Raw genomic sequence first — 18,899 nt, 5'->3', positions numbered from 1 at the left:
TCGCCGGGTCCGACTCGGGGGGCGGCGCCGGCATCCAGGCCGACATGCGCACCATGGCGCTACTCGGCGTGCACGCCTGCGTCGCGGTCTCCGCGGTCACCGTGCAGAACACGTTGGGCGTCAAGGGCTTTCACGAGGTGCCCGACGATGTCGTGGCCGCCCAGATCGAGGCGGTGGTGACCGACATCGGCGTGCAGGCCGCCAAGACCGGGATGCTGGCGTCGTCAACCATCATCGGCGCGGTGGCCGCCGCCTGGCGCCGGCTGGGTCTGACGGTCCCGCTCGTCGTCGATCCGGTGTGCGCGTCCATGCACGGCGACGCGTTGCTGGCTGCGTCGGCGCTGGATTCGCTTCGCGACCAATTGTTTCCGCTGGCCACGCTGGTGACGCCGAACCTCGACGAGGTGCGGCTGCTGGTGGGCGTCGACGTCGTGGATGTGGGGTCTCAGCGCGAGGCGGCCAAGGCCCTGCACGCGCTGGGGCCGCGGTGGGCACTGGTCAAGGGCGGCCACCTGCGGTCGTCGGATCGCAGCTGTGACCTGCTCTACGACGGTGCGTCCTGGTATGAGTTCGACGCCGAGCGGCTGCCCGGCGGCAACGACCACGGCGGCGGCGACACGCTGGCCACCGCGATCGCGTGCGCGCTGGCGCACGGCTACTCCGTGCCCGACGCGGTCGGGTTCGGGAAGCGGTGGGTCACCGAGTGCCTGCGCGCCTCCTATCCGTTGGGCCATGGACACGGGCCCGTCTCACCACTGTTTCGGTTGTCATGAACCTGGACCGGATCGCCGGTGTGGCGCACGAACCCGATCGGCCCGCCGCGGGTGTGGTGGTACTGACCCACGGCGCGGGTGGCAACCGGGATTCGCCGCTGCTGCAACAGGTTTGCGAGGAGTGGGCGCGGCGCGGCTGGCTCGCGGTCCGGTACAACCTGCCCTACCGGCGACGCCGCCCCAGCGGACCGCCGTCCGGCTCGGCGGCCGCCGACCGCGCCGGAATCGTCGAGGCGATCACGCTGTGCCGCGACCTCGCCGAGGGTCCGCTGATCGCAGGCGGACATTCCTATGGCGGCCGGCAGACGTCCATGGTGGTGGCCGACCGGGAGGCTTCCGTGGACCTGTTGACGCTGTTCTCGTACCCGGTGCATCCGCCGGGAAAGCCGGAGCGCGCGCGCACCGAGCACCTACCCGACATCAGGGTGCCGACCGTCTTCACGCACGGGACGTCGGACCCCTTCGGCACGCCCGAGGAGCTGCGCGCCGCCGCCGCACTGGTCACCGGCACCACGGCGGTCGTCGAGATCGCCGGCGCCCGGCACGATCTGCGGTCCAAGACGCTGAACGTGGCGGCGCTGGCGGTCGAGGCCGCCCTCCAGTTGCTCGGGCGGAATTAGACAGTCTGGGCTGATCAGTCTAAACTGGCGTTGTGGACGGCATCGCTGAGTCCGCGGCCGCGGCGGCCCGCGACCTGCGGGTGGTGTTCAGCCGGCTGCGGCGTCAGTTGAGGGAACTCGCCACCGACGACGACCTGACTCCCTCGCAGACCGCGGTGCTGAACCGGCTCTGGAAAGAGGGGGCCTCATCGGCGAGTGTCCTGGCTGCGGCCGAACGGGTGCGTCCACAATCCATGGCCACGATAGTGGCCGCACTCGAGCAGCGGGGGCTCATCGAGCGCACGCCCGACCCGGAAGACGGCCGGCGGCAACTGATTTCGTTGACCGCAACGGGCCGGCGACGCGCGGAGAGCAACCGACAGGTCCGCGAGGAGTGGCTGGCGCGCGCCATCCACGAGCGGTATTCCGAACGCGAGCGTCGCGTCATCCTCGATGCGCTGACGCTGCTCGAGCGCTTGACCGAGTAACGAAAGGGCAAGGGCTGCCATGCAATTAGGTGTGCACTTCATCGATTTCCTGCCCGGCAACCCAGCGGCGCTGGGTCCGACGCTGGCCGATGCGGCCAAGGCCGCCGAACAGGGCGGCGCAACGCTGTTCACGCTGGCGGATCATTTCTTTCAGATGGAGGCGATGGGACGGGCGGAGGACCCGTTCCTCGAGGGCTACACGTCACTGGGCTTCCTGGCCGGACAGACGACCAAGATCGACCTGAGCCTGCTGGTCACCGGCGTCACGTATCGATACCCGGGAATGCTGGCCAAGGCGGTCACCACGCTTGACGTGCTGTCGCAGGGCCGCTCGGCGCTGGGGCTCGGCGCGGCCTGGTACGACCGCGAGCACCTCGCCCTCGGCTTCCCCTATCCGCCGGTGAGCCGGCGTTTCGAGATGCTCGAAGAGACGCTGCAGATCTGCCGTCAGATGTGGAGCGAGGACAACGGGCCCTACCGGGGCAAGCACTACCAGTTGGCCGAGACAATCTGTGAGCCGCAACCGATTCGGCGACCGCCGATCCTGATTGGCGGCGACGGCGAAAAGAAGACGCTACGGCTGGTCGCGCAGTACGCCGACATCTGGAACAGCACCGTGACCGATCCCGACGAGCTCAAGCACAAGATCGAGGTGCTGAACCGCCACTGCGAAACCGTCGGACGGGACCCGGGCGAGATCCGAAAGACGGTGGGCCTCTTCGTGAATCCGTTCGACGACCTCGACGGGTACTTCAGGACCGTCGAGCGCTTCGCCGAACTGGGCGTCGAGATGGTCAACGCCGGCCCATTCCCCGGCAACCCCGATCCCGTCGGCTTCATCCGGCGACTCGGCGACGACGTCATTCCCAGGCTCGACGAGATCGGTTGACTCCGACGGCCTTCCGGTCACCCCGGATAGCGGGAGTAGCAGGCGTCCATGTTGCCGGTCACGCCGCCGCGGAACGCCGCTATCCGGGTGAAACCGGCGGGCACGCTGGTGCCGTCGGCGTCGCTGGCGACGAGATGGTTGGTGAGCAACCCGGCCACCGCCTCGTCGAGATCACCGGCCGTCAGCAACAACTGCTTCTGCGACGACAGCTCGATGGGTTCGGCCATCTTGCGGTGCACCACGCCGGTCAGGCACGCCGTGCGCAGCGCGGTCCACGGGCTCTGCATGGCCAGCCCGCGTTCGTGCTGCACGGCGAGCGCGTACCGCGACATCACGACCGATAGGGCGGTGTCGTCGCCCTGCGGCAGGGTCTGCTCGTTCTCGTCGGCGACCTTGCCCATCGCCGCGAGCTTTGGCAGGTCGACCACGATCGTGTTGGTGGACGGGCAATAGGAAGCCGGCGGGCTGGATTTGGCGTCGGGGCAATCGGCAGCCTGGTAGGACAGCGCCGGCGGGCTCTTCGGGGAGAAGATCTTTCCCAGCAGTTCCATCAACGTCGACAGGGTGTCCTGGTCGATCGGGACCTCACCGGTCTCGGGGTTTCCGGTGCTGCTGTCGACGCGCAGAGCGTTGGGCAGATCGCCGCGGCGCTGCTCGATCTCCTTCTTGTCTATCCCCGCGCAGGCCGATGCCCCGTTGATGAAACCCATTTGGAAGGCGCTGATTCGGTCCAGGGCGGACCCGTGTTCGTCGTCGTTCTCGCTCTCGCTGTCGATCACGGGGTCGCGGGTCGTGATGATCCCGGCCAGCACATGGTCGAGCCCGTCGGCGGTGCTGAGCGTGAACCGCGGCGACTTGCCGTCGGCGACCCAGAACAGGTAGACGCCAGCGAAGCAGTCGGCCTGCTGCTCGTGCACGATCGTGGGGTCGCGTTTGGTCACCAGATGCGCCATGTTCTGCAGGGCATGGCCGAATTCGTGGGCCAGTACGCCGTTGACCGACATGTCGCCGAAGTACCGTTGCGCGACCGGCATGAACACCCCGCGGTCCCAGGCGATCAGGTTGCAGCGCGACGTGTAGAAGGCGTTGACGAGCTTGTAGGTGTCGTTGTGGCAAACGATCGGGCTGGACAGATCCTTCGAGTTGTAGGACACCATCTTTCCGACGGGAACGAAGCTTCCCTTCAGGGACTGCCCGTACACCGACTTCCAGTAGTCCTCGATATCGTTGACCGACAGCAACGACAACTTATCGATCGCGCCGTCGTCCGTGTTGACCACGGTGCCGGTTGCGGCGGGTGCGTTCGAGCGGATGCCGCTGGGGCCGTTGGTCGCGGGCAAGCCGCCCACCCGGAACGGATCGTTGAGCATCGAGAGCGCCCGCCCGTCGACGAAGGATGCACACCCCGCCACCACGATTGCCGCCGCCGCGCAGCTCAACGCCGCCCTCAGCAAGGCGGCCGCCCTGCGCGGACGGCCACCGGCCTGCTGACGTCGATTGCGCGCACGGCTCTTCATACCAACCTCATCCCGACCGGCTACAGGGCAGACCAAAGCGTCTCATTCTAGAGCGGTTGGCTAACCGTGACAGCCCGAATGAAAACACCGTCGAACGCCCGCGCCGGCCGCGTGGGCGCGCGATTGCGGGCGGCTTACCGGGGGTCGAACCAGGAGCGCCGGGTGGGTTGTCCGATGGCAATAGCGAACTCGGCGGCGCCGTTTCAGGCGCGTTGCCCGCTAGGGGCGCGGCGCCGTCGGTGCCGGCGTCTGCTGAGGCCCCACCGGGCCCCCGGGTCCCATCCCGCCGGGTCCCATCCCGCCGGGCCCCATCATGCCGCCGGGTCCGATCATGCCGGGCCCCATCATGCCGCCGGGCTGCATCATCGGGCAGGTGCCGGCACGGCCGCCGCCATAGCCGTGGCGCCAGCCGTAGTGGTCACCCGAGGACCAGCCCAAGAACAGCCCCGTGAAGAAGATGACCGCGACGACGAACACCACACCGGCGACGATGACCACCCATGCGGCCACGTGGCCCAGCCGACTGCGCGCGTACGGCCCGTCCCCGTGGTTGCCGGTCACGGGCCCAACGCTGGATTCAGGAGTTTCAGTCATGCCCAGGACGATGTCACACATATACCCACCGGGGGTAGGGACCATTGGCCCTAGTACGGGATTCGCGGGTCTGGTCAGATTGCCTAAATTGCGTGCAGGAGTCTGTCCCGAAGGAACGTGACGATGGCCAATTTGACACGGCGCGCGGCGCTTGCCGCGTTCGGTGCGCTGGGTGCGGGCGGCGTGCTGGGTCTGCGCTACGCGCGTCGCGGCATCTGGCCCGCAGGAGTCCGCCTCACCAACTGCGGCGGCTTCATGGGCGCCGGTCACATGGACATGAACCGCTACATGGACATGTTCATGCGGCACAGCGAAATCAGCCGGGTGGTCGAGGACATTCCCGGCGGCGTGCGCACCACCACCGAATCGACGTCCCCGGATCTGACCGCCCAACTCCAGGCGCACGTCTCGAGCATGTACGCCCACCTGGATCAGGGAACCGAAGTCAGCTGCATGAGCCAAACCCTGCCGACGCTATTCCGTCGTGCCGGCGGCTACCGGCGGCAGCTGACGTTCACCCCAGGGGGCGTGATCGCCGAGGAGACCGCCGACGACCCTGCCCTCACCGACGTCATCCGAGCGCACGCGCGCGAAGTCACCGGCTTCGTGGAGCAGGGCATGCCGGCCATGATGCAGCAGATGATGGGTCGCGGCGGGATGGGCTGCGGACGAATGATGAACCCGCACATGCCTTGACGGCGCAGGCCCTAGAAGGGCGGTGGATCCTCTGGGGGCGCGGGGCCGGCGGGTATCGAACTGGCCGGCGCCACGGGGTGGGCGGCCAGCCGGGCTTGGCGGTTGCGGTGCCGTTCGGTGGCGATGCGCTGGGCCCGGTTTTGGGCACGGGTGCGGGTGCGCAGCGGCATCATCGCGGTGCGCTCACCACACCGCTCGACGGGTGTGGGGGCCGGAGCGTCACCGGTGGGCACGCACAGGCCGGGGAACAGCAGCGCGCTGCCCGGGGTGGTGACGTAGGTGTGTCCGTCGGGCAGCCGCCAGATCAGGGTGCCGTCCTCCAGTTGTTCGTCGCGCCAGCCCCAAAAAGTTTTCAGCAAATGATGTTGGCGGCAAAGACATTTGAGGTTCGACGGGTGCGTCGCACCGCCCTCGGAGTACGGGATCGTGTGGTCGATGTCGCAGTCGACAGCCGGGCGGTCACAACCCGGGGCCCGGCACGTCAGGTCCCGGCACCGCACGAAGTCGGCGAGCCGGGTGGACGGGGTGTAGCGCGGCTCGGCCTCGGCCGGGGCGCCCAGGGGCACCAGCTTGGCCGAGCCGGCCAGCTCGGCCACGACCTCGGCGGTGATCAGCGCGTCCGCGCCCACCTCCGACGCCGGAGCCGACCCGGCGCCCTCGACGCTGGCCTGCTCGGCGATCACGTGAATGACGACCGGCGTTGCGCCAGGCCGCTTTCCGGCCGTGCAGTCGGGGCGCCCGCAGCGGCAGCCCAGCCGATCCGCGCCGGCGGCAAGCACCCCAAGCGCGTCGGCGCGCCGCTGATCTGCGCTGCGCGGGTCGTGCTCACACACCGTGGCCGCCAACGCATCCAGCCGCCGATCCAGCGCGTGGGCGTCGGGACTGAACAAGCTGCCGTGGATTTCGGACATGCCGCCCTCGAGATCCTCGACCCCGACCCAGCGCTCGGCCTGCGACTGGTCGCGGCGGCGCACCGCATCGACGTCGGCCTTCGCCACGATCTTGTCCACCTGGCCGCCCAACCGGCCCCGGGTCATGGAGGGCCACCTCGCCGCACGCATCGCCAGCTCGGCATCCACGGCGGCCAACACGGCTGCGTCTGTGATCAGATCGGTGCGGTACACGATCGTCTGGAACAACCGATAGCTGATGTCGCCCGCGCGGAACACCTCGGCCACCTGCGGCAGCCGCTCACGCATCGCGAGCGCATACCGCATGAAGCTGCCGGCCATCGCCAGGCTCACCCGAAACGCCGCGGCCACCTCGGCCCCCACCGCCGCCCAGGTGTCCACCGCCCAATCCGACTCCTCACCGCGCTGGGCGCGGCGCAGCTCGAACAACTCCCCGATGGCGTCCAGCCGGTCCGCGACCATCCGCGCCTCCAGCCGCCACGAGGAGCACATCCGTTCCACCAGCGCGCGGGATCGCTCACACCGGGGAGGCTCCCAGTACTCGTGTAGCCGTTTATCGAACATGTGTTCGAGTGTAGCGCGGCCCCCCGACAAGGCGCCGAGCAGCGGTTATGGCACCCGGGTCCGATGCCGCTTGTCGTGCGGTGGCACGCCGTTGACGCCGCCGATGGATTCCGCATAGCTGCCTACGGCGTATCCGACGCCAGACCCCATGATGGCCAGGGCGTCCCGGTTGACGGTGTCGACGGTTTCGCGGGGGCCTTGGTAGTTGGGGTCGAACGGGGCCCCGGCCTGCCCACCCCACAGCCGGGCCTGCACGGTGGTCTTCGGTTGCGACGCCCCGGCCGTCATGCCGCCGATCGGCACGCCCGCGACCATGAAGGGGTGGTAGTCGGCGAGCGTGTTCAGCGGCATGTCCGCGGGCCGCTTCCCGGCCAGGTTCAGGTAACCGGCCAGGGTGCGCTCGATGCCGGCCGACCCGTCGGGGACGTCCGCGTAAGTCACCCCGGGCGACGGCGGACCGGACTGATCGCCGTCTTCGGTGAAGAAGCCGGCGTTGGGAGAACCCAGCGTGGTGAAGTTGAGGTACATCGCGATGTCGTTGAGCTGATCGCTGTTCATGCCGAACACGTAGTCCATGACGCCGTTGAGCCCGTCCTCGTCGGCGCCCCAGAACGCGAACCGCACTGCGTTGTTCACGGGCGCCAGGGGGCCCAGCTGCAGCGCCGTCTCCAGCACCGCGGCCACCCCGGTTCCGTCGTCGTTGATGCCAGGGCCGCCGCGGGGGCTGTCGAGGTGCGCGCCCACCACGATCACGTCGTGCGGCGAGCCGGTCTTGGTCTGCGCCAGCACGTTCCGTGACGTGATCTTGACGTTTTGGGCGTCCAGCACCAGGCGGATTGGCGCGGTCGCGCCGGAGAGCGCGGTGGCGGTGGCCGGGTTGGCGACCGCGACGGGGACGGTCAGCTGCTTGAAGTAGCCGGGAGCGAACAGGGCGGGCGGGGCGCCCTGGCCGGCGGGCGCACTGAGCACGACGAGCGCCGCCGCACCCTTGGACACCGCGCTGTTCTGCTTGTCGACCACCGAACAACGTGTGTCGTCTACGACGGCGATCGACCCCTTGGGCAGCACGGCCGGATAATCGCCCGCCGCGCAGCCCGACGGCTGGGTGGGCCGGACCGGCTGCCCGGTGAGTCCGCCGGGCGGCGTCTGGACCAGCAGCGAGGCCTGGTCAACGGTGTAGCTGCGGCCAGCCACCGTCATCGACGGCCTGCCCGGGGAAACGGTGTAGAGCCGGTCGAACTGCGGCGTCAGCACCTCGAAACCTTTGTCACGCAACGCTTTAGCGATGTAGTCGACGCTGGCGTCGTAACCCGGCGTGCCGTCGGCCCGGTTGCCCTTGTTCGCATTGGCGATGTTCTGCAGCGCGCGCAGGTGGGTGAACATCGCCTCGGTGGTCACCTTGCCGGCCAGGCCGTGCGCCAGATCCGGTGCGGCAGTCGGGGATCCCGGCCGCGCCGATGTGCACGACGCCAGCAACAAGGTCACCAGCAGCATTGCCGCGCGGAGCCGACGGGTCATGGCTTGGTTAGCACGTGACGCGTGCGGTCCTCCATCGTGGGCACCCCGTTGTGGCCGCCGAGGTCCTGCGCGTACAGGCCCACCGCGTAGGCGACGCCTCCGCCGTTGATGCCCAGAGCGGTCCGGTCGATGTGCTCGAGGGTATCCGTCTTCTGGTGATAGTTGGGGTCGAAGGGCTGGTCCGCGGTCCCGCCCCACAGCTTTGCCTGATCCGCGGACATCTTCACCTCGGCACCGGAGAACAGGCCGCCGGCGGGGATGCCCGCCAGGGTGAATCCGTCGTAATCGGAACGGCCGTCGAACGAGGTGTCCTGCGCGGTCTTCCCGGCGGACTTCAGGTAGGCGACCAGGGTGCGTTCGATGCCGGCCGACCCCTCCGGCACCACCGGCTGGCCGCGAGCGTCCGCGGGCAGCGACTGGTCACCGTCATAGGTGAAGTAGCCGGGGTTCGGCGACGCGAGCATGTCGAAGTTCAGATACAGCGCAATGCTTTTGAGCCCGGTCAAGTCAAGCGACTCGACGTAGTTGCGCGAACCGATCAGCCCGAGTTCCTCCGCGCCCCAGAAGCCGAACCGCACCGCGTTACGTACCGGTGGCGAATTGCCCAGCCGCAGAGCGGTTTCCAATATCGCGGCCACGCCTGAACCGTTGTCGTTGATGCCCGGGCCTTCCGGCACGCTGTCCAAATGGGCGCCGGCCATCACGACATTGGTGGTCGAGCCGGTCTTGGTCTGGGCGATCACGTTGCGCGCCTTGAAACTCTGGACGCTCGCGTTCAGCTTGATGGTGACGCCCCCCGGCTGGGTGCGCAATTGCACGCCAACCGACTTGGTGACGCTTACCACCGGGATCTTGACGTTGGTGTCCGGGCCCAGCGTGCCACCCATCTGTTGCTCGTCGACGTTGTCGGCGACGATCATCGCGACCGCTCCGCGCTGCGCCGCGGCGTCTTCCTTCTGAGCGAAGGGGCAACCGCCCCGGTCCACCAGGACGACGGCTCCCTGAACCGGCAGGCTGCCGTAATCCGGAGGTGCGCAGCCGGGGCCGTTGCTGGCGGGCACGGCCACCAGCGGACCGCTCACTCCTCCCGGCGGGGTGCCGAGGCTGAAGTCCAGCGCGTGCGCCTCCACCGGCTTACCGCCGACGGTCACCTCCGGCTTGTCGCCGTGGAACACCCGCGCCGAGAACTCGGGGGTCTGCACGTCGAAACCGCTGCCGCGCAACGTGTTCACCACGTAGTCGACGCTGGCCTCGTAACCCGGGGTACCCACCGCCCGGGTACCGTTGTTGGCGTTGGCAATGTCCTGGAGCTTTGCCAGGTGCGCCATCATCGCGTCGCTCGTGACTTTGTCGTGCAGGGCGCTGGCGAACCGGGCCGCCGCGGCGGGGTCGCCCGTTGCCTGTTGCGAGTTTGCCGACTTGTGGAAGCAGCCGGTCGAGAATGCGGTCAGGGCGACCACGACGAGCGCCGCAGGTACCGTCGCGAATTTGTTCACCATCGCGCCCCAGGTTAGACCGCGGTGCCACCGGCCGGGTTCAGGACACGGCGGTATCAGACGTACAGGGCGTTGAACGGTGCAAAGGGGATGTTGCGCACCACAAACCACGCCCCGACCAACACCATGGCCACCACGGCGGACCAGCGAGTGTGTTGCCAGCTGCGGATCCGCCTGCCCGCGAGCCGCCCGTAGGTCCAGGCGAGGTACGCCCACACCAAGAGCACGACAGCCGCCAGGCCCAAGGCGTTGAACCTGGCGGCCGCCGTGATGTTGCCGTGCATCAGGGAGTACAGCATTCGCAAGCTGCCGCATCCCGGACAGTCGATACCCAACAGCGCCTTGGTGGGACACACCGGCAGCGGACCGTTGGGAGTGGTCGGGTCACCCGCCCAGATGGCGGCGCACATCAGCGTCGCGGACGCGGCCACCAGCAGTGGCGCGCCCACACTCGACGGCGCCGACCCTTGGCGGGTCACCATGGTCGCGAACCGGGCTTAGAACATCGCGGCAAGTGCCGCATTGGTGTTCGTGTTCAGCGCGCCGACCGCCATCAGGATGCCGTAGATGATGCCCACGACGACGCCGATGACCGCCGACCAGATCACCCACTTCTTGGCGCTGTCGGCGGACGCCTGCGCCTCGGCGTAACGGCCCTGCGCCCAGAGCCCGTTGACCTGGCTGGATTTGACGATGGCCACGATCCCGAACGGAAGACAGCAGAACAGCGTCACCAGGATGGACCACACCAAATAGTTATTCGGCGCTTGCCCGGCGGGCTGCTGCGGCGGGTAACCAGGCGGCGGAGGGGGCGGTGCCGGTGGCTGTGTCATGGATTCTCCAGTCCCGAGAAGTTAGCTGGCGTGAAACGGTGCTAACCATACCCGAGCACAGTCACGGCGGCACCAGCAATTTGAAAATCCCCTTTCGACCCGTCGCAGAACGTCGCGGCGGTCGCGCGGCGTTCAACCGCCGTTCTCCTGCCCGCCCCTTCCGCCGCCCAGCGCCGATGGCAAGGCACCATACGAAAGGGACTGAGCGGCATCGGCTTTCGGACTAGCCGGCATGCGGCCCCGCCGTGCCGCGTCACCGAAAAGGATGCCCAGACAGACAATTGCCAGCGGAATGTGTTGCTTTGTCACGACATAGCCCTACGATCCCTACTTAGCGGAAGCATGTTTCTCCGGTGAGCGACGCCGGCTCGACAACCGCCGAGGAGTCGTGGGATGTCCTATCTCAGCAACGCGTTGCGGGCCGTCGCGGCCGCGGCGCTCGCTGGCGGCGCCGCCTTCGCCGGCACGGCAACCGCCACCGCGGATCCCGCGAACACCGGTAACGCGTCGGACGTCAACACGCTTGCGGCATCGCTGTCAAAGGGCTACGGCCTGAACAACTGCACGGCCCAGAGCATCACCACCGGCGAACTGGCGTCGTTGGCGTGCGGGCAGAACCCCGACCCGAGCGGCCCGGTCCAGGCCAAGTACATCCTGTTCAACAACGGCGAAAACCTGGTCGGCTCGTTCAAGGCCAGCATCAAGGACGACGCGCTGAGCACGTGCGGCGACAGCGGCCAGTCGCCCACCAGCTGGCACCAGGGGAGCAACGGCAATGCGGGTCAGGTGGCCTGCGGGACATACCAGAACGCCGCCGAGATCATCTGGACCACCGATGCCAAGAACACATTGAGCTATATCCGCGGGCCGAACACCGACGCCGCGGCGCTGTACCAGTGGTGGCGGGCCAACGGCTGAACTTCTGTTGGGGGGCAACAGTTTTCTGCATCACCCATCCAACAACCGCAGGGAGGCAACGAAAATGTCACATCTCACCACCGCGCTGCGAGCCGCGTCGGCCGCAGCTTTCACCGGATGTCTGGCTTTCGCCGGTAGCGCCATCGCGGTGGCGGAACCCAACACGGGCAGCGCCGCCGACATGAACACGCTGGCCGCCAACCTCTCGAAGGGCTACGGCCTCAACAACTGCAAGCCGCAGGAGCTGACCGAATCCGGCGAACTGGCCGAACTCCTGTGCGGGCAGAGCCCCGACCCCAGCGGACCCGGCTCCGGCGTCTACGCCCTGTTCTCCAACGGCACCAACCTGGGCGCCGCGTTCAGTTCCACCATCAAGGACGTGTCCCTGGCCGCGTGCGGGGACGCCGGGCAGTCACCGGGCACCTGGAAGCAGAACGGCCAGACGGGCGGCCAGATCGCCTGCGGCACCTACAAGAACTACGCGACGCTCACCTGGACCACCGACGCCAAGAACGTGTTGGGCCACCTCACCGCGGCCAACTCCGACGTCAACGCCCTCTACCAGTGGTGGCGCACGAACGGCTGACCCGTCACAACAGCGCCGACACCAGCTCGGCGACGGCGCGCATCCCGGCCGCGTTCGGGTGCAACGGCGCCGCTCGGCCCGGCAGCGGCACACCGGGTCTCGTGGTCCAAGGGTCACCCGACCACGCGTGATGTTCGCGGCTGGCCGCGGCGGCCCCGACGATCTCGCAGCCGGTAGCGATCGCCGCGTCGGCGGTGAGCCGCTCCAGCGTCGCGGCCACGTGGCGGCCCAGATCGGCATCCGATTGCGAAAGCGGCGCGGCCGGCGCACCCGCGGGCGGCAGGACGGTCAGGTAGTCGACGAATAGGACCCGGGCCCGCGGTGCGCGCTCGCGCACCGCGTGTCCGACCCCGCACAACGATTCGAACACCGCGTCGAGCGCCTCGATCCGCGCGTCGCGGTCCAGCAGTTCGACAATGCGCGCACCGAGCAGTGGCAGCCGGCGGACGGGGCGTGGCAACGACGCGGCCATCAGCAGCGGAATGTAGCCGACGTCGTTGCCGCCGATCGTGATGGTCACCAGGCTTTCCGACCCGTTCAGCGCGGTGATCTGGGGTGGCGCGCCGCGCTGGTGATCGGCGAGCACGTGCGCGGTGGTCGCGCCGGAAAACGTGACGTCTACCAAGTCCAGGCCGCAGTGCCGCGCGACCAGGTGCGGGTAGTTGCGCGCCGACCGGCCCGAGCCCCAGGGAGCGCCTGCAGCGCGGGGCCTGATGCCGGGACCGGCTGCCATCGAACTGCCCAGCGCCACATAGCGTTTCATCGCTGAGGGCTGGACGCCTGCGCCCAGAAGCGCTTGGGAATGCGCCCCGCACGGCGGGCCAGATAGCCCGCGGTGACGGCGGCGGCCATCGCGGCCGCCATCGTCGCCGGATCGGCGGCCCGGGTCACCGCGGTAGCCAAAAGTACAGCGTCGCAACCCAACTCCATCGCAAGCGCGGCGTCGCTCGCGGTGCCGATGCCGGCGTCGAGCACCACCGGGACGCCGGCGCGCGCGACTATCATCTCGATGTTGTGCGGGTTGGTGATGCCCAGGCCGGTGCCGATGGGCGACCCCAGCGGCATGACCGCCGCGCAGCCGGCGTCCTCGAGCCGACGGGCAAGCACCGGGTCGTCGTTCGTGTAGGGCAGCACGACGAACCCGTCGTCGACCAATTGCTCCGCCGCCCGGACCAATTCGACCGCGTCGGGCAACAGCGTGCGCTCGTCGGCGATCACCTCCAGCTTGACCCAATTGGTGTTCAACGCCTCGCGGGCCAGCTGCGCGGTGAGCACCGCCTCCGCCGCGCTGCGGCAGCCCGCGGTGTTGGGCAGCGGTGTGATGCCGAGCCGGTTGAGCAGGTCGAGCAGGCCGGTACCGCCCTCGGCGTCGACCCGCCGAATCGCGACGGTGGTCAGCTCGGTACCCGACGCGACCAGCGCCTCCTCCAGGGCGGCCAGGCTGGTCGCTCCCCCGGTGCCCATGATCAGCCGCGAAGCGAAGCTGCGATCCCCGATGGTGAGTTTGGTTTCAGCCACCCTGCACCGCCGTCAGCACCTCGAGCCGAGAACCGTCGGAAAGCGTTGCGCTCCAACGGGATCGGGGCAGCACGGCGTCGTCCATCGCCACCGCGACGCCGCGGTCCGGGTAGCCGAGCGACTCCAGCAGCGCGGCCACCGTGGTTCGCTCATCGACCTCGACCTTCCGCTCGTTGACCACGACGATCATGACCGGGCTCCGACCGGGGCCAGTTCGGACACGATCTGTTCGGCGGTCCACGGCGCCAGCAGGAAGCCGGACCGGCCGTGGCCGCCGGCCACCAGCGTCCGTTCGTCGAGGCGTTGCACCAGGGGAAGGTTGTCGGGCGTCATCGGCCGCAGCCCGGCGGCGCACTCGGCTAACTCGTATTCGCCGAGCGCCGGCAACACCGCGCAGGCGTCGTCGAGCAGGTCCCGCACCCCCGACACCACTGGGGCGGTGTCGCGCCCGTGTTCGTATTGGGTGGCGCCGACGACCACCCCGTCGGCGCGGGGAACCAGGTACACCTGGCGCCCGTGGACGCGGGCGCGAATGACGCGCTGCGGCACCGGCATACACCCACGCCGCCACCGCAACCGCAGCACCTCGCCCTTCACCGGCCGCACCGGCAGGCCCGGCCACAGCGCGGGGGCGTCGATCCCGTTGGCGATCACCACGGCGTCGCCGTCGACCGACAGGTCGCGCGCCGGCGGCGCCCAGCGCACGCCGAGGCGCTCGCACGCCGCGGACAGGCCGTCCAGCACCGCGCGGTTGTCCACGGCCAGCTCGGTGGGCGCCCGAAAGCCATGCCGGATGCCTTGCGCCAGCAGCGGTTCCAGATCGCGGGCGGCCGACTCCCAGACCACCGGGTGCCCCTGCGCGGACAGCCAGTCGGCGACGGTGCGCAGGTCCGCGACGTCGGCCCGGTCGACCGCCACCACCAGGGACTCGCGGGCGGTGACCACTTGCGGCGGCAGCCCGTCGAGGAAGCCGCCCTCGCGCCACAGCCGCAGCGACTCGAGGCCCAGCCGCAGCAACCGCTCCTCGCCGGGCCAGCCTTCGCTGTGCGGGGCCAGCATGCCGCCGGCGACCCACGACGCGCCGTTCTCGGCGGTGCGGTGCACCCGCACCGACCACCCGGCCTGCGCCGCCCGGCGCGCCACCGCCAGGCCGATGACGCCGCCACCGATGACGGCCAGCGACCCGAGCTCCGATGGCATCCCGTCCATTCCGGGGGCCTCCCTTCGCCGGCATGACCCGGATCAGGTGTGACGGTAAGGGCAGGCGCGCCCACTCTCAGACCCCGTTCCCGGGACTCCCGTGTCTGCACGTTCTTCGGCCTCCACGCTAGCGCGCTAGCGTCGCGGTGTGCATCAGCGAGTTACCCGGCTGGCGGCCGCGCGGCTATACCTCTGCACCGACGCGCGCCGCGAGCGCGGCGATTTGGCCCAGTTCGCCGACGCCGCCCTGGCCGGCGGGGTCGACATCATCCAGCTGCGCGACAAGGGATCGCCCGGTGAGCAGCGGTTCGGGCCCCTGGAGGCGCGCGACGAGCTGGCCGCGTGCGAGGTCCTGGCCGACGCGGCCAGGCGTCACCACGCGCTGTTCGCGGTGAACGATCGGGCCGACATCGCCCGCGCCGCCGGCGCCGACGTGCTGCACCTGGGGCAGGGCGACCTGCCGCTGGACGTGGCCCGCGAATTCCTCGGCCCGGACGTGCTGCTCGGCCTGTCCAGCCACGACGTCGACCAGGCCGCCGCTGCCGCCGAGGGCGAGACCGACTACTTCTGCGTCGGCCCGTGCTGGCCCACCCCGACCAAGCCGGGCCGGGACGCCCCGGGCCTGGGGCTGGTGCGGGCGGCGGCCGGTTTCGGCGGCGACAAGCCGTGGTTCGCCATCGGCGGCATCGACGAGCAGCGGCTGCCGGAAGTGCTCGCCGCCGGCGCCCGGCGCATCGTGGTGGTGCGGGCGATCACCGCGGCCTCCGACCCGCGCGCGGCGGCGCAGCGGCTCAGCTCAGCGCTTGCAGCACGGAGCTGATGCGGGGATGCAGCGGCGCCGTGTCGGCCTGCAGCGGGGGGCCCGGCATGCACCAGACGAAGACGCCGGCCTCGATCTCGATCGTGCGCGGCAGGTGACGCCGTCGTTCGTCGCCCTGGCCCAGCGGCACCAGCGCCGTGGCGGTGCGCAGCCGTTGCCAGCTCGCCGCGAAGCCGGGGTGCAGCGGCAACTCGGCCACCTCGTCCTCGGCGACCCAGCGCATCTCGGCGCTCTCCCGGTTGGGCACGGTGGGCAGCGGCTCGGCCGCGTCGGCGACGACCGTGGTGTAGGTCCAGCGCGTGCCGCCGAGCCCGGCGACCTCGGCGGTGACCACCGCGGACCGCACGGTCAGCAGCTCGCCCTGCAGGCCGGCCTCCTCGTGCGCCTCGCGGACGGCGGTCTCCTCCGGGGTCTCGTGGCTGTCCCGCGCCCCGCCCGGCAGTCCCCAGGTCCCGCCCTGGTGGCTCCACACCGCGCGATGCTGCAACAGCACCGCGGGGGTGCCGTCCGGCCGCGGGGCGCGCAGCAGCAGACCCGCCGCGCCGAAACGGCCCCAATAGTGGGCGCCGCTGTCGGAAACCACCCAGCCGTCACCGTCGCCCTGCACGCGTTCAGGATATGCACGTGATCGGCTGGTCAATTGGTCTGCCTCCACCCATCTGCCGCGACATTCTCTTAGAATTCGCTTATAGAGTTTCGTGCAGCGTTCCAGTGGCCGCGAAAGATGAGGGCTGATTCGACGTGACGGTTGAGCTGGCGCACCCGTCGACGGAACCGCAGGGGTCGCGGTCGCCGGCCGAACCAGCCCACCCGCGTTGGTGGTTCATCTCCACCACACCCGGCCGCATCCTCAGCATCGGAATCGTGCTGGCCGTGCTCGGCGGCATCTGCGCCTTCGCCACGTCGACCACCATCAACCACCGCCAGCAGGTGCTGACCACGGTGCTCAACCACACCGAACCGCTGTCGTTCGCCGCCGGACGGCTCTACACGACCCTCTCGGTGGCCGACGCCGCGGCGGCCACGGCGTTCATCGCCGAGGCCGAGCCACCGCCCGTCCGCCAGCGCTACGAGCAGGCCATCACCGACGCGACGGTGGCGGTCACCCGGGCGTCCAGCGGGCTGACCGACGAACCGCTGGTGCAGCTGCTGGGCCGGATCAACGCCGAGCTGGCCGTCTACACCGGCCTGATCGAAATCGCCCGCACCAACAACCGGGAGGGCAACCCGGTCGGTTCGTCGTACCTGTCGGAAGCCTCGGGGCTCATGCAGTCGACGATCCTGCCCGACGCGGCGCAGCTGTATCAGGCGACGTCGGAGCGGGTGGACGCCGAAACCACCGCGTCCACGCAGATTCCGGCGCCGGTCATCCTGGTGGTCACCGCGACCGCGGTCTTCGGCGCCTTCTCCCATCGGTGGCTGGCCCGGCGCACCAGGCGCCGGATCAACCCGGGACTGGTCGTGGGCGGCCTCGCTATTCTCGTCATGGTGGTATGGGTCGGAACTGCGCTAACGATCTCCACGGCCGCCAGCCGTAGCGCCAAGAACACCGCCGCGGACTCGCTGCGGATCGTGACCAACGTCGCGATCACCGCCCAGCAGGCCCGCGCCGACGAGACGCTGTCGCTGATCCGCCGCGGAGACGAGGAGAAGCGCAAGCAGTCGTTCTATCAGCGCATCGACTCCATGCACTCCCAGCTGGACCAGTACATGGTCCGCAGCGACGCCGTCGACAAGCCCGACCTGGAGGGCGCCGACCAGCTGCTGCTGCGCTGGCGGCAGGCCAACGACAGAATCAACTCCTACATCTCGGTGGGCAACTACCGCGCGGCCACGCAGGTGGCGCTCGGCAGCAGCGAGGACGACTCCACCCCGGCATTCGACAAGCTCGAGGACCAGTTGGTGAAGGCCATCGACCAGAGCCGCAACCACCTGCGCAACGACGTCCTGAGCGCGCGCAGCGGGCTGTCCGGCGCCCAGGTGGGCGGCGTGGTGCTCAGCCTCGGCGCCGCCATCGCGGTGGCCCTGGGCCTGTGGCCCCGGCTGAGAGAGTATCGATGACGACGCGGCCGGGCCGGTTGCGGCGGGCGGGCGCCGCGCTCGCCGCGGTGGCCGCGGTCGCGGGCTGCTCGCACACGGAATCGCTGTCGGTTCCCAACGTGCCGACGTTGCCGCCGCCCACCCCGGTCGGCATGCAGCAGCTGCCGCCGGAGCCGCCACTGCCGGCCGACGACGCCAGCCAGAGCTGCGACCTGACCGCGAGCCTGCGGCCCTTCCCCACCAAGGCCGAGGCGGACGCCGCGGTCGCCGACATCCGCGCCCGCGGCCGGCTGATCGTCGGGCTCGACATCGGCAGCAACCTGTTCAGCTTCCGCGACCCGATCACCGGCGAGATCACCGGTTTCGACGTCGACATCGCCGGGGAGATCGCCCGCGACATCTTCGGCGCCCCGTCGCACGTCGAATACCGCATCCTGTCGTCCGACGAGCGCGTCACCGCCCTGCAGCACTCCGAAGTCGACGTGGTGGTCAAGACCATGACCATCACCTGCGACCGGCGCAAGCAGGTCAACTTCTCGACCGTCTACCTCGACGCCAACCAGCGCATCCTGACGCCGCGGGATTCCCCGATCGCCAAGGTGAGCGACCTGTCGGGTAAGCGGGTGTGCGTGGCCAAGGGCACCACGTCGCTGCACCGGATCCGCCAGATCGACCCGCCGCCGATCGTGGTGTCGGTGGTCAACTGGGCCGACTGCCTGGTGGCGATGCAGCAGCGCGAGATCGACGCCGTCAGCACCGACGACTCGATCCTGGCCGGGCTGGTCGAGGAGGACCCCTACCTGCACATCGTCGGACCCAACATGGCCACCCAGCCCTACGGCATCGGGGTCAACCTGACCAACACCGGGCTGGTCATCAGGGCCTCGAGCGGGTCGATGTCGCGCACCCGCGGAATCTCGACCAGGCCGCCGCCGAGGT

At 69.6% G+C, this 18,899-nt stretch carries 21 protein-coding genes, 2 pseudogenes and 1 riboswitch; of the genes and pseudogenes, 10 read left to right on the top strand and 13 right to left on the bottom strand.

What is annotated here, in order from left to right:
- From thiD to A5701_RS01775, 4 genes are all read left to right on the top strand, one after another.
- Window positions 1–773, top strand: a 773-nt coding sequence (thiD, locus tag A5701_RS01790) for a bifunctional hydroxymethylpyrimidine kinase/phosphomethylpyrimidine kinase (RefSeq protein ID WP_067747892.1), incomplete at its 5' end; no start/stop codon positions are given.
- Window positions 770–1,393: an alpha/beta family hydrolase gene (locus tag A5701_RS01785; protein ID WP_067747886.1), complete on the top strand. Its 624-nt coding sequence runs from the start codon at window positions 770–772 to the stop codon at window positions 1,391–1,393. The genes thiD and A5701_RS01785, both read left to right, overlap by 4 nt.
- Window positions 1,394–1,425: 32 nt before the next feature.
- Window positions 1,426–1,860 (top strand): MarR family winged helix-turn-helix transcriptional regulator, encoded by a 435-nt coding sequence (locus A5701_RS01780; RefSeq protein ID WP_067747883.1) that lies wholly within the window; start codon window positions 1,426–1,428, stop codon window positions 1,858–1,860.
- 19 nt (window positions 1,861–1,879) lie between these two features.
- Entirely contained in the window at window positions 1,880–2,749 is an 870-nt protein-coding gene (locus A5701_RS01775) for an LLM class F420-dependent oxidoreductase (RefSeq protein ID WP_067747881.1), read from the top strand.
- A gap of 17 nt (window positions 2,750–2,766) precedes the next feature.
- Here A5701_RS01775 and A5701_RS01770 read toward each other — a convergent pair whose 3' ends face one another.
- Both A5701_RS01770 and A5701_RS01765 read right to left on the bottom strand, forming a co-directional pair.
- Complete coding sequence (locus A5701_RS01770) at window positions 2,767–4,266, bottom strand: peptidase (protein ID WP_156669866.1); 1,500 nt, start codon at window positions 4,264–4,266, stop codon at window positions 2,767–2,769.
- A 219-nt stretch (window positions 4,267–4,485) separates the two neighbouring features.
- Window positions 4,486–4,860, bottom strand: a complete 375-nt coding sequence (locus A5701_RS01765) for a hypothetical protein (RefSeq protein ID WP_156669865.1) — start codon at window positions 4,858–4,860, stop codon at window positions 4,486–4,488.
- Window positions 4,861–4,983: 123 nt separating this feature from the next.
- Between A5701_RS01765 and A5701_RS01760 the strand changes: the two genes are divergently transcribed.
- Window positions 4,984–5,556, top strand: coding sequence for a hypothetical protein (locus tag A5701_RS01760; RefSeq protein WP_067747898.1), 573 nt, complete (start codon window positions 4,984–4,986; stop codon window positions 5,554–5,556).
- Window positions 5,557–5,567: 11 nt separating this feature from the next.
- On the opposite strand, the gene A5701_RS01755 is transcribed toward A5701_RS01760, so the two are convergent.
- From A5701_RS01755 to A5701_RS01735, 5 genes are read right to left on the bottom strand one after another with little or no spacing between them, the layout of a single operon-like run.
- The gene (locus tag A5701_RS01755) at window positions 5,568–7,031 is read right to left on the bottom strand and encodes an HNH endonuclease signature motif containing protein (protein WP_067747877.1); all 1,464 of its coding nucleotides are present in this window, start codon (window positions 7,029–7,031) and stop codon (window positions 5,568–5,570) included.
- A gap of 45 nt (window positions 7,032–7,076) precedes the next feature.
- Window positions 7,077–8,549, bottom strand: a complete 1,473-nt coding sequence (locus tag A5701_RS01750) for a M28 family peptidase (protein WP_067747875.1) — start codon at window positions 8,547–8,549, stop codon at window positions 7,077–7,079.
- The gene (locus A5701_RS01745) at window positions 8,546–10,048 is read right to left on the bottom strand and encodes a M28 family metallopeptidase (protein ID WP_067747873.1); all 1,503 of its coding nucleotides are present in this window, start codon (window positions 10,046–10,048) and stop codon (window positions 8,546–8,548) included. Before A5701_RS01745 ends, A5701_RS01750 begins: the two co-directional genes overlap by 4 nt.
- Before the next feature lie 53 nt (window positions 10,049–10,101).
- Window positions 10,102–10,527, bottom strand: a complete 426-nt coding sequence (locus A5701_RS01740) for a DUF2752 domain-containing protein (protein WP_067747871.1) — start codon at window positions 10,525–10,527, stop codon at window positions 10,102–10,104.
- A 15-nt stretch (window positions 10,528–10,542) separates the two neighbouring features.
- Complete coding sequence (locus tag A5701_RS01735; protein WP_046183018.1) at window positions 10,543–10,878, bottom strand: CD225/dispanin family protein; 336 nt, start codon at window positions 10,876–10,878, stop codon at window positions 10,543–10,545.
- Between the two features lie 393 nt (window positions 10,879–11,271).
- On the opposite strand from A5701_RS01735, the gene A5701_RS01730 reads away from it, so the two are divergent.
- Together A5701_RS01730 and A5701_RS01725 are read left to right on the top strand one after the other, a co-directional pair.
- Window positions 11,272–11,796, top strand: a complete 525-nt coding sequence (locus A5701_RS01730) for a serine/threonine protein kinase (protein WP_067747869.1) — start codon at window positions 11,272–11,274, stop codon at window positions 11,794–11,796.
- Between the two features lie 64 nt (window positions 11,797–11,860).
- A complete protein-coding gene (locus tag A5701_RS01725; protein WP_067747867.1) occupies window positions 11,861–12,382 on the top strand; it encodes a serine/threonine protein kinase in 522 nt (173 codons plus the stop codon).
- Between the two features lie 4 nt (window positions 12,383–12,386).
- Here A5701_RS01725 and A5701_RS01720 read toward each other — a convergent pair whose 3' ends face one another.
- The 4 genes from A5701_RS01720 to thiO are packed head-to-tail and all read right to left on the bottom strand — an operon-like array spanning window position 12,387 to window position 15,100.
- Complete coding sequence (locus A5701_RS01720; RefSeq protein ID WP_067747865.1) at window positions 12,387–13,145, bottom strand: SGNH/GDSL hydrolase family protein; 759 nt, start codon at window positions 13,143–13,145, stop codon at window positions 12,387–12,389.
- Entirely contained in the window at window positions 13,142–13,900 is a 759-nt protein-coding gene (locus A5701_RS01715) for a thiazole synthase (RefSeq protein WP_067747863.1), read from the bottom strand. Before A5701_RS01715 ends, A5701_RS01720 begins: the two co-directional genes overlap by 4 nt.
- The gene (gene thiS, locus A5701_RS01710; protein ID WP_067747861.1) at window positions 13,893–14,090 is read right to left on the bottom strand and encodes a sulfur carrier protein ThiS; all 198 of its coding nucleotides are present in this window, start codon (window positions 14,088–14,090) and stop codon (window positions 13,893–13,895) included. Before thiS ends, A5701_RS01715 begins: the two co-directional genes overlap by 8 nt.
- The gene (gene thiO, locus A5701_RS01705; protein WP_067747896.1) at window positions 14,087–15,100 is read right to left on the bottom strand and encodes a glycine oxidase ThiO; all 1,014 of its coding nucleotides are present in this window, start codon (window positions 15,098–15,100) and stop codon (window positions 14,087–14,089) included. Before thiO ends, thiS begins: the two co-directional genes overlap by 4 nt.
- A gap of 2 nt (window positions 15,101–15,102) precedes the next feature.
- A riboswitch (TPP riboswitch) is annotated at window positions 15,103–15,212 on the bottom strand.
- Between the two features lie 36 nt (window positions 15,213–15,248).
- Between thiO and thiE the strand changes: the two genes are divergently transcribed.
- On the top strand, window positions 15,249–15,920 hold the full coding sequence (gene thiE / locus A5701_RS01700) for a thiamine phosphate synthase (RefSeq protein WP_067747859.1): 672 nt from the start codon (window positions 15,249–15,251) through the stop codon (window positions 15,918–15,920).
- On the opposite strand, the gene A5701_RS01695 is transcribed toward thiE, so the two are convergent.
- The gene (locus A5701_RS01695; protein ID WP_067747857.1) at window positions 15,892–16,527 is read right to left on the bottom strand and encodes an NUDIX hydrolase; all 636 of its coding nucleotides are present in this window, start codon (window positions 16,525–16,527) and stop codon (window positions 15,892–15,894) included. The genes thiE and A5701_RS01695 overlap by 29 nt on opposite strands.
- 134 nt (window positions 16,528–16,661) lie before the next feature.
- Between A5701_RS01695 and glnX the strand changes: the two genes are divergently transcribed.
- Window positions 16,662–17,981: a protein kinase G-activating protein GlnX gene (glnX, locus tag A5701_RS01690; RefSeq protein WP_067747854.1), complete on the top strand. Its 1,320-nt coding sequence runs from the start codon at window positions 16,662–16,664 to the stop codon at window positions 17,979–17,981.
- Window positions 17,978–18,775, top strand: a pseudogene (locus A5701_RS01685) (glutamate ABC transporter substrate-binding protein); the annotation flags it as partial. The gene glnX and the pseudogene A5701_RS01685, both read left to right, overlap by 4 nt.
- 44 nt (window positions 18,776–18,819) lie before the next feature.
- Here A5701_RS01685 and A5701_RS29235 read toward each other — a convergent pair.
- Window positions 18,820–18,899, bottom strand: a pseudogene (locus tag A5701_RS29235) (serine/threonine protein kinase); the annotation flags it as partial.

The organism is Mycobacterium sp. E3305 (assembly GCF_001666785.1).
GTDB lineage: Bacteria > Actinomycetota > Actinomycetes > Mycobacteriales > Mycobacteriaceae > Mycobacterium.
This window is presented reverse-complemented; position numbering and strand designations above follow the sequence as displayed.

Bases quoted from the DNA above. Each gene is read 5' to 3' on its own strand.
- A5701_RS01770 (WP_156669866.1), bottom strand. From the start codon at position 4,266: ATGAAGAGCCGTGCGCGCAATCGACGTCAGCAGGCCGGTGGCCGTCCG.
- A5701_RS01765 (WP_156669865.1), bottom strand. From the start codon at position 4,860: ATGACTGAAACTCCTGAATCCAGCGTTGGGCCCGTGACCGGCAACCAC.
- A5701_RS01755 (WP_067747877.1), bottom strand. From the start codon at position 7,031: ATGTTCGATAAACGGCTACACGAGTACTGGGAGCCTCCCCGGTGTGAG.
- A5701_RS01745 (WP_067747873.1), bottom strand. From the start codon at position 10,048: ATGGTGAACAAATTCGCGACGGTACCTGCGGCGCTCGTCGTGGTCGCC.
- A5701_RS01735 (WP_046183018.1), bottom strand. From the start codon at position 10,878: ATGACACAGCCACCGGCACCGCCCCCTCCGCCGCCTGGTTACCCGCCG.
- A5701_RS01750 (WP_067747875.1), bottom strand. From the start codon at position 8,549: ATGACCCGTCGGCTCCGCGCGGCAATGCTGCTGGTGACCTTGTTGCTG.
- A5701_RS01720 (WP_067747865.1), bottom strand. From the start codon at position 13,145: ATGAAACGCTATGTGGCGCTGGGCAGTTCGATGGCAGCCGGTCCCGGC.
- A5701_RS01740 (WP_067747871.1), bottom strand. From the start codon at position 10,527: ATGGTGACCCGCCAAGGGTCGGCGCCGTCGAGTGTGGGCGCGCCACTG.
- A5701_RS01760 (WP_067747898.1), top strand. From the start codon at position 4,984: ATGGCCAATTTGACACGGCGCGCGGCGCTTGCCGCGTTCGGTGCGCTG.
- A5701_RS01725 (WP_067747867.1), top strand. From the start codon at position 11,861: ATGTCACATCTCACCACCGCGCTGCGAGCCGCGTCGGCCGCAGCTTTC.
- thiO (WP_067747896.1), bottom strand. From the start codon at position 15,100: ATGCCATCGGAGCTCGGGTCGCTGGCCGTCATCGGTGGCGGCGTCATC.
- A5701_RS01785 (WP_067747886.1), top strand. From the start codon at position 770: ATGAACCTGGACCGGATCGCCGGTGTGGCGCACGAACCCGATCGGCCC.
- A5701_RS01775 (WP_067747881.1), top strand. From the start codon at position 1,880: ATGCAATTAGGTGTGCACTTCATCGATTTCCTGCCCGGCAACCCAGCG.
- A5701_RS01730 (WP_067747869.1), top strand. From the start codon at position 11,272: ATGTCCTATCTCAGCAACGCGTTGCGGGCCGTCGCGGCCGCGGCGCTC.
- thiS (WP_067747861.1), bottom strand. From the start codon at position 14,090: ATGATCGTCGTGGTCAACGAGCGGAAGGTCGAGGTCGATGAGCGAACC.